The sequence below is a fragment of the Rhizobium sp. 01N447_2 genome (genome assembly GCF_056399245.1).
The window spans coordinates 1-8553 of the sequence record NZ_JBFTQY010000130.1; the positions used below are offsets into that span (position 1 = coordinate 1).

Genomic DNA, 8553 nt, shown 5'->3' on the forward strand with positions numbered 1-8553 from the left:
ACTGGCCTGGAGCTCGACAGCCTCGCCGCCGATCTCGACAGTTTCGTTCCGGGCCGCCGGCTGGACGATAATGCGCATGTCATGCTGCGCTTCAAGGCGAAGGGTTCGGAGAAGCCGGCCAAGGGCATGCTCTGGTGCAGCCAGGTTGCGCCCGGCCATGAAAATGGCCTGATGGTCCGCGTTTACGGCACCAAGGGCGGGCTGGAATGGACCCAGAAGGACCCGAACTACTTGTGGTACACGCCTTTCGGCGAGTCGAAGCGGCTGATCACCCGGGGCGGCGCCGGTTCAGGCGCGGCTGCCGGCCGTGTCACGCGCGTACCATCAGGGCATCCGGAAGGTTATCTCGAAGCCTTTGCGACGATCTATACGGAAGCCGCGCATGCGATCAATGCCCGCAAGAAGGGTAAGGCCGTCGACAAGGCAGTGGTCTACCCCACCGTCGATGACGGCGTGAAGGGTGTGGCTTTTGTCGAAGCCTGCGTTGCTTCGTCGAAGCGTAACGGGGCCTGGGTCAAGGTTTAGAGACACGCCGTATGGTAGTTCTATAAACGCGGCTTATGGCGCAAGCGGACATTCCGCTATGACGAACTGCTAGATGTTTCATGTGGTTAGGGAAACAAAGGCACACCCGATGGTTCGAATCTCGTCAAGGCGAGGGATGGCGACAATGGTCGGCAGCGACTGAAATGTATCAAGTCGTTAGGTACTCAACGACGACTGCTCTGAAGCCACCGAAGGTAACCTCCGCGGGGTCTAGCTGCCGTTCGGCATAAATTGCCGGAAACGTTAATTGAAGGCAGTAAACTCTAACGCGAGGTCATCCAAGGGCGACCATGCCTGAAAGCATGGAACCGCCGGATTTCTCGCCGGCGGTTCAAATGGATGTTTGGTCAATCGGCTCAGACGTGGGGCAGACCAAGGACGGATCGAAGTTCCTCCTTGGCGGCTTCAAATTCAGCTTTGTAGTCGTCATGGGTGCGGATCGTTTCGGCAATGACGGTGCCGGCGATGCGGCCAGTCTCGACGTCCGAAGCATAGTGAATGCCGCCGACAATACGGTTATGGCCATATTCCCACGCGCGTGCCATCAGCTCGGTCCTTTTCTCCGGCACCATGTTGGAAAGGACGATGCCCATCAGCGTGCCGACGGTGGTGTGACCCGACGGATAAGCACCCGACTTCGAGAGTGGGACAATCGGCTTGACCAGGTCGCTGTAGAGGTGAGGCCGCGGACGCTTCCAGAAATCTTTGGCCGGATCGACAACAGCGCCTTCTGTGGCGACGACGCGGTCGAAGAAGGCGGCGAACTTCGGCAGGTTTTCCTTGGTGAACTTGGAATTGTCGATCACATCGGCGAAGCGCCAGACATCTTCATCCGCATCGGCGACGGCACGTGCGGCCATCTCAGGTGTGCGGGTAACCTGGATCGTTAGTATTTCAGCGAGTTCGGCCTGCATCTGCGGCGAATTAATTGCGGGCGGTGCCGGCAACAGCGAAACGAGGTCGATTTCCTTGGCATCGGAAAACGGCTTGGCATCTTCTGCTAAAACGGAAGAAGCAAGGCCGATGACGAGGGCGAGCGACAGGGCTAGATTGCGCATGGTAACTCCTTTTGAACATCGATGCCGACGCTAGCACCCCGATATTCCGCTCGTGTGACAGTAACTTCACCAATCCGTATGAAATGGAAACAGTGTGGCGCAAACCTACGAGCCTTCTCGCTCTCACGCCACCGCGCGCTGCATTTCCTCATTCCGGTCAAGGAAGCCCTGATTCATCTCTCAATGCGGGCATTACTCTTGGCGGAATATGCGCATGACCCGGTCTGTAAACGGCTTGACGAGAAAGGACAGCGGCGTACGCTCTTTTGTCTTGACGAAAACCTCGACGGGCATTCCCGGCTGCGCTTCATCGAGACGCAACAGGATGTCTCCCTTCTTCGCCTCGTCGCCGTTTTCGACCATGATTTGCGAGAGAATGCCTCCATCTCGGTGCTGAGTGATTTTGACTTGATCGGAAACGACTGCTTGTCCATTGGCGATGASGCTGGCATCAAACACCTAGGCCTTCATTGAGGCCATTCGTACAATGAGGCATGCAACAAGGCCGGGCCCGTCCTCGCGCATGGCAAGTGCGAGGCGCGCTCCTTGTCTTTCGGCTGCCGCTTTCGCGATCGCCAGCCCCAAACCGCTTCCCTCGCTGTCCTGAGGCCTTGCCCTGAAGAACCGTTCAAAGACGCGTGGCATCTCTTCTTCCGGGATGCCGGGGCCGGTGTCGTGGATTTCGATCCGGGCTTCTTGCCCGGCGACGATCACCGCGACATCGACTGTTCCGCTCGGCGGCGTGTACCGCACGGCGTTCTCGACCAGATTGTCCAGGATGACTTCGAAATCGGCCAGCGCACCGATCGTGATAGCCTTGTCCCGGCGCGTGATGCCAAGGTCAATCCCCCGGCTTTCGGCGAGCGGGGTCAGGCGCGCAACGGTGTCGAGCGCAAGCTGAACGAGGTCGATCGGCTGCGGCGCGGGCGCGGTCTCGTGGGCGTCATAGCGCACGAGGCGCAAGAGCTTGCTCACGAGGCTGGTGGCCCTGCCGATGCCGGCTTCGAGCTCGGTCAAACGCTGGGAAAATCGGCCATCCCGGTCGTCGTGCCGAAGGTTGTCGATTTGAATTTGCAGCGCGGAGAGCGGTGTGCGCAATTCATGGGCGGCGTCAGAAATAAATCGCCGCTGTCTCTCCAGCAATGCGCGGAGCCGGGCGAGCAACAGATTGATCGAACTTACGAAGGGAATAACTTCGGCAGGCACGTCGTCGGTCGGCACAGGACTGTCCACCGTCGTGTCTCGGGAGGAAACCGCGACGGCCAGGCGATCGAGTCGGGCCATGATCCGATCGATGATCCAGCTCAGTGTCAGCAATGACAATGGAATCAGAATGATGATTGGCAGTGCCGCCTGGAGCGCGGCACTGGCAGCCAGTTCTTGCCGGACGCTCATATCCTGGGACACCTGAACAGTTCGATCCGGCGCGGCCAGCGTGTAAACTCGCCAATTATCAATGCCGGTCGAAATGTCGGCGAACCCGGTGGACGATTGCTGCGGAATATCAACGGCGGGGTGCGAAAGTCGCGACGGCCTGCCGGCTACATCCCAGACCTGGATGACGAAGTCGTCCTCGGGATCGTGCGGCACATCTCCGACCGGGCCGTCCGCTGGCACGGGCGGCGCGTCCCCGACATAGAGGGCGATCTGCCGTAGCTGATTGTCGAGGAAATCGGATGCCTCGTTCCTGACAAGGAAGTACGATGTTATCGCCGCGAAAACGCCGATGGTCGCCATTAACCCTGCGAGCCATATGAAAGCCGTACGTCGGATCGAAATCGTGCCTATCATTTGGGGACCATCCAGCCGGCCCCTCGGACGTTGCGTATGATGTTTTTGTCGAACTTGCGTCGCACGTAGTGGATGAGCACGTCGACGGCGTTGCTTTCTACCTCCTCACCCCAACCATAGAGCCTTTCCTCAAGCTGGCTGCGCGAGAGAATGGTTCCGGGACGATCCAGCAATGCCTGCATCAAGGCAAATTCGCGCGCTGGCAACACTTCGCTGCACCCGCGATATTTTACCTCATGGCTAGATAGATCGAGCTCGATCTCGCTCGTGTAGAGGATGGAAACCGCCTGACCTCCATGTCGGCGCAAGACCGCTCGCATGCGCGCGAGCAGTTCTTTGACCTCGAACGGCTTCACTAGGTAGTCGTCGGCCCCGAGGTCGAGCCCCGTGACGCGATCGTCGAGTTCGTCACGGGCGGTAATCACCAGGATCGGCCTCTTGTCGCCGGCGGCCCGCAGCGAGCGGAGGATTTCCAGGCCCGAACGGCCGGGTAAGCCGAGGTCGAGCAACACAAGGCCATGTCCGCCAACAGCGATGGCTTCGTCCCCGAGTTGCCCGTCACGCACCCAGTCTACCGACATGCCGACATCATCGAGCGCTTGCACGAGGGCCCGACCGAGCATGACGTCATCTTCGATCACAAGAACACGCATGCTTCAAACTAGCCTAAACGCGTCCACCTGCACAGATTTGGTGTGGGCCGTTTGCACTACGGCAGATCCTCTAAGACCCTCCTAATTCTCCTGGCGTTCCATGCCTTCTCTAGTCCGCAGAGGAGCGTTAATCATGATCGTCCGCAATCGGATATCCATCGCACTAGCCGTGCTGCTCATGCTGTCATTCGGCGCGTTTGCTCCCGCTGTGGCGCAGGAGAAACTCGTTGCGCCCGAGACGAACCCACCAGGTGACATTCCGGACAATCAGGTCTTCGTTACCTACACCTCTCCTGACGGATTTGATCTAAAGGTGCCCGAGGGCTGGTCACGGACCGTGATCGACCATGGCGTTAGGTTCTTCGATAAATACGATCAGATAGACGCCACCCTCGGTACCGCGAGTGCTGCTCCAACGGCTTCTTCAGCCAAGGCCCACGAGATCACGGACCTCAAGGCAGCCGCACACGCCGTCAAAGTCACCGCGGTCAAGGACGTGAAGCTCGCAGCCGGGCCGGCCGTTCGCATCAGCTATCTGTCGAATTCCGCGCCGAACCCGGTCACGAACAAGCAGATCAGGCTCGAACACGAGCGCTTCATTCTGTTCAAGAATGGCAAGACGGTCACCCTCGACCTTGCCGCTCCGGCCGGCGCGGATAACGCCGACCAGTGGCAGCTGATCTCCAACTCCTTGCAGTGGAGGTGAGTTCATGTTCGCACTTGAGGCGACCGAACTTTACCGCTTCTTTCATGCCGGCGACGAAGAAGTTGTGGCTTTACGTGGGGTTGTCCTCACCCTCAATACAGGGGAATTTACCGCCTTGCGGGGCCCCTCTGGGAGCGGGAAATCGACGCTACTTGCCTGTCTTTCCGGGATCGATGAACCGGATGGCGGGATGGTGTCGGTCATGGGCGAGCGCATGACCCGACGCCCCGAACCAGAGCGGGCTCGGCTTAGGGCTCGTCATTTCGGCATGCTCATGCAGTCCGGCAATCTGTTCGATCATCTGACGGTGCGGGCCAACATCCGTCTCCAGATGGAGATTTCCGGCCGCGGCGCACCGGACGCAATCGACGGCCTTCTCGGGAGCCTCGGCCTTGACGACCTCGCCGGTGTCTTACCAGCTCACCTTTCAGGCGGCGAGGCAGCGCGCGCTGGCCTGGCCGTGGCGCTCGCAGCAAAGCCGTCAATCCTGCTGTGCGATGAGCCGACCGCCGAGGTTGATGCGGGAACCGAGCAGCTTGTCATCGATCGCCTCATCGAAAACTGCCGGAGCGGCGCTGCCGTCCTGGTCGTGACGCACAGCCGTCCGCTAGCCGCACGGGCCGACCGCATTATCGATATCCGGGATGGAGGCATCGTGCATGACTAAGACCTTGGCAGTGGCTACGGACCTGTGGCGCAGCTTCCAGCGCGAACGGGGCGTCGTGGCGGCCGTTCAAGGCTGCTCTTTCAAGATTAACGCCGGCGAAACAATCGCGATCATGGGACCTTCGGGTTGCGGAAAGACGACGCTTTTAAACCTGATCGCGGGACTGGACGTGCCAAGCTCAGGACGATTGGAATGGCCCGGGCTTGGGTCGTCCGACACATTGCGCCCTGAGCGGATCGGCGTCGTATTCCAATCTGCCAACCTGATGCCCGCACTCTCCGCCGTCGAGAACGTCGAGTTACCAATCCTTCTCAGCAACGGCTCCGAAGCCGAGGCGCGCGCGTTGGCAGCGCTTGCCGTTTTCGGAATCGAAACCCTGGCGTCGAAGCTTCCCGAGCAACTCTCCGGGGGCCAGGCCGACCGGATCGCGGTGGCCCGAGCCATTGTGACCAATCCGGAATTGATTGTCGCTGACGAGCCGACAGGCCAGCTCGACCAGGCTGGCGCCGCGATACTAGTCGATCGACTTCGCACCTGGGGTCGCCAGACCGGAAGCGCCATCATCATCGCCACGCATGATGAGCGCGTAGCTGCAAAGATGAGCCGCATCTGGTGGATGCGTCACGGCAAATTGGAAAGCATGGTTGAGAGGTCCCCATGTACGGGCACTGGTTGATCGGACTTATCCGGACCCGCTCCGGTCGCCTTGTCGGCACCATCGGCGGTGTGGCGCTGACAGTCGCCTTTATCGCTTGCCTGGGTGCGTTTTTGCAATACAGCGCGGCTGAGATGACGGCTCGGTCGGTCGCCCAGGTTCCCGTCGACTGGCAGGTCCAGACGCTTCCGGGGGCGGATCAGAGTGCGGTCGAGGCAGCGATCCGCTCTGCCGCCTCGGTTACCGGCTTGCAGTTGATCAACTATGCCGACGTACCAGGCTTTGAGGCGAACACGGGAGGCACCGTGCAGGCCACGGGTGGCGGCACGGTACTTGGCATCGGACCGGACTATTTCGATCAATTCCCCGCACAGGTTCGACCGCTCGTAGGATCGGTCGATGGCGTCCTGATAGCGCAGCAGACTGCCGCCAACCTGCATGTCGCGGTCGGGGATCAGGTCATCATCCACCACCAAGCGCCGGATACCAGCGTGACGATCGCCGGTATCGTCGATTTGCCCAACGCCGATGCGATGTTTCAGGCGGTCGGTGTACCGGCTGGCGCCACACCACAAGCCCCGCCAGACAACGTTCTGTTGCTGCCTATGTCTCAGTGGCAGCAGGTGTTCGAGCAGCAAGGCGCCAGCCGCCCTGATACCATTCGGACCGAGTTCCACGTCAAGCTCGATCATCATGATTTGCCCTCCGACCCGGTCGCTGCGAGCACCCGGGCAACTGAGAGCGGCCGTAATTTCGAGGCCCGCGTCGCTGGAACGGCGCTGCTTGCGAACAACCTGGCGGCCCGATTGGAGTCAGTCCGCGAGGATGCCCTCTATGCGCGACTGGTTTTCCTGTTCCTCGGCGCCCCTGGGGCCATCCTCGCCATTCTGCTTACGCTTGCCATAGCCGGAGCTGGACGGGACAAGCGCCGCCGCGACCAAGCGTTGTTGCGCTTGCGGGGAGCAACGGTCGATGCAGTCCTTCGCCTGGCTGCGGCTGAAGCGGTCGTTGCGGGTGTCGGCGGCGCGATCCTCGGTATTCTCCTTGCTGCTCTTGCCGCGAATTTCATCCTCGGGGTGTCGCTCTTGCGAAGCGCAGCGGTTCCTTTGCTCGGCACCGTGGCGGTGGCCGGGATCGCGCTTTCGCTCGCAGCGATCCTGATCCCCGCCTGGCGCGACGCCCGTAGCTTGAGCATTGCGGGCGCCCGGCGGCCAATCGGCAATGACCGGGCACCACTTTGGGCTCGCTTCTATCTTGATCTGGTGCTGCTGGCGCTCGCGGCGGCGCTCTACTGGCGTTCGGCAGCGAGCGGATACCAGGTCGTTCTCGCGCCGGAGGGCGTGGCGGCGACCGCGGTCGACTATACGGCCTTTCTCGCCCCGGTGTTGCTCTGGAATGGTCTGGCGCTATTTTCCATGCGGCTCGTCGGGTCCGGGTTGCGGCAAGGCCGGCCGGTGATCGCCAGGGGCTTGCGACCCGTCGCCGGACGTCTCGCGGATGTTGTGGCTGCGACATTTGCACGGCAAGGCCGGCGGCTGACTGCTGGCATCGGCCTGGCTGCGCTTGCTTTTGCCTTCGCCGCATCGACCGCGATTTTCAACGCGACTTATGAGGCCCAGGCACGGGTCGACGCCGAACTCACCAACGGGGCCGACGTCAGGGTTACGGGCACATCCGCCGCGCCCGCATCCCAGGCGCTCGACCGTCTTTCCAGGCTGCCGGGCGTGGCGGCCGCCCAGCCGATGCAACATCGATACGCTTACGTTGGGACGGACCTTCAGGATCTTTATGGCATCGATCCGGAGCGCATCGGCTCGGCCACAGCGATGTCCGACGCCTTTTTCGCCAATGGTGCCGCCCGGGCGACGCTCGCCGATCTCGCGCGAACGCCCGATGGCGTGCTGGTATCGCAGGAAACGGTGAACGACTATCAGCTCAGTCGCGGCGACGGCATCAATATTCGCCTGCAAAACGCGGCCGATAACCAATACCATGCCGTGCCCTTCCACATCGTGGGCGTGGTGCGCGAATTCCCCACCGCACCCAAGGATTCGTTTCTGGTCGCCAACGCCACTTACATTGCGCAGCAGACAGGTTCCCCGGAAAGCGAGATCGTTCTCATCCGATCGAACGGCGATCCGGCCCGCATCGCTCGGGCCGCCCAAAGCGCGACTGCGAGCCTCCCTGGACTGAAGGTGAGCCAGATTGGTGATGCCGTTGCTTTGATCGGATCGAGTCTCACAGCGATCGACCTCGCCGGTTTGACGCGGCTTGAGCTGATCTTCGCGCTGGTCATGCTTGCCGCCTCGGGCGGATTGGTCCTTGGGCTGGGGTTGGCAGACCGTGAACGCTCCTTCGCCATCCTCGTCGCGCTTGGTGCCAAGCCGCGGCAGCTTGGCGCCTTTGTTTGGAGCGAGGCTGCGTTGGTGGTCGGCGGCGGCATGTTTCTCGGCCTCTTGACCGGAGCGCTCATAGCC

The 8553-nt window shown here is 61.2% G+C and carries 9 protein-coding genes; 5 read left to right on the forward strand and 4 right to left on the reverse strand.

Annotation, left to right across the window (positions count from 1 at the left end):
• The coding region (locus AC1ECN_RS37540; protein ID WP_477955911.1) for a Gfo/Idh/MocA family oxidoreductase at positions 1-525 on the forward strand (525 nt) is incomplete at its 5' end.
• A gap of 377 nt (positions 526-902) precedes the next feature.
• Here the strand turns inward: AC1ECN_RS37540 and AC1ECN_RS37545 are convergent.
• From AC1ECN_RS37545 to AC1ECN_RS37560, 4 genes are all read right to left on the reverse strand, one after another.
• The gene (locus tag AC1ECN_RS37545; protein WP_130726403.1) at positions 903-1604 is read right to left on the reverse strand and encodes an acid phosphatase; all 702 of its coding nucleotides are present in this window, start codon (positions 1602-1604) and stop codon (positions 903-905) included.
• A 192-nt stretch (positions 1605-1796) separates the two neighbouring features.
• Positions 1797-2063: a hypothetical protein gene (locus AC1ECN_RS37550; protein ID WP_477955913.1), complete on the reverse strand. Its 267-nt coding sequence runs from the start codon at positions 2061-2063 to the stop codon at positions 1797-1799.
• A complete protein-coding gene (locus AC1ECN_RS37555; protein ID WP_245484799.1) occupies positions 2064-3341 on the reverse strand; it encodes a sensor histidine kinase in 1278 nt (425 codons plus the stop codon).
• A 50-nt stretch (positions 3342-3391) separates the two neighbouring features.
• The gene (locus tag AC1ECN_RS37560) at positions 3392-4048 is read right to left on the reverse strand and encodes a response regulator transcription factor (RefSeq protein WP_037199762.1); all 657 of its coding nucleotides are present in this window, start codon (positions 4046-4048) and stop codon (positions 3392-3394) included.
• A gap of 133 nt (positions 4049-4181) precedes the next feature.
• Between AC1ECN_RS37560 and AC1ECN_RS37565 the strand changes: the two genes are divergently transcribed.
• The 4 genes from AC1ECN_RS37565 to AC1ECN_RS37580 form a co-directional block, all read left to right on the forward strand.
• On the forward strand, positions 4182-4754 hold the full coding sequence (locus tag AC1ECN_RS37565) for a hypothetical protein (RefSeq protein ID WP_130726401.1): 573 nt from the start codon (positions 4182-4184) through the stop codon (positions 4752-4754).
• A 4-nt stretch (positions 4755-4758) separates the two neighbouring features.
• Positions 4759-5421, forward strand: a complete 663-nt coding sequence (locus AC1ECN_RS37570; protein ID WP_130726400.1) for an ABC transporter ATP-binding protein — start codon at positions 4759-4761, stop codon at positions 5419-5421.
• Positions 5414-6097: an ABC transporter ATP-binding protein gene (locus AC1ECN_RS37575; RefSeq protein WP_130726399.1), complete on the forward strand. Its 684-nt coding sequence runs from the start codon at positions 5414-5416 to the stop codon at positions 6095-6097. Before AC1ECN_RS37570 ends, AC1ECN_RS37575 begins: the two co-directional genes overlap by 8 nt.
• 227 nt (positions 6098-6324) lie before the next feature.
• Positions 6325-8553 (forward strand): FtsX-like permease family protein (locus AC1ECN_RS37580; protein WP_477955917.1); only part of this gene is annotated, 2229 nt, incomplete at its 3' end.

Bases quoted from the DNA above. Each gene is read 5' to 3' on its own strand.
- AC1ECN_RS37545 (WP_130726403.1), bottom strand. From the start codon at position 1,604: ATGCGCAATCTAGCCCTGTCGCTCGCCCTCGTCATCGGCCTTGCTTCT.
- AC1ECN_RS37555 (WP_245484799.1), bottom strand. From the start codon at position 3,341: ATGGCGACCATCGGCGTTTTCGCGGCGATAACATCGTACTTCCTTGTC.
- AC1ECN_RS37560 (WP_037199762.1), bottom strand. From the start codon at position 4,048: ATGCGTGTTCTTGTGATCGAAGATGACGTCATGCTCGGTCGGGCCCTC.
- AC1ECN_RS37565 (WP_130726401.1), top strand. From the start codon at position 4,182: ATGATCGTCCGCAATCGGATATCCATCGCACTAGCCGTGCTGCTCATG.
- AC1ECN_RS37570 (WP_130726400.1), top strand. From the start codon at position 4,759: ATGTTCGCACTTGAGGCGACCGAACTTTACCGCTTCTTTCATGCCGGC.
- AC1ECN_RS37575 (WP_130726399.1), top strand. From the start codon at position 5,414: ATGACTAAGACCTTGGCAGTGGCTACGGACCTGTGGCGCAGCTTCCAG.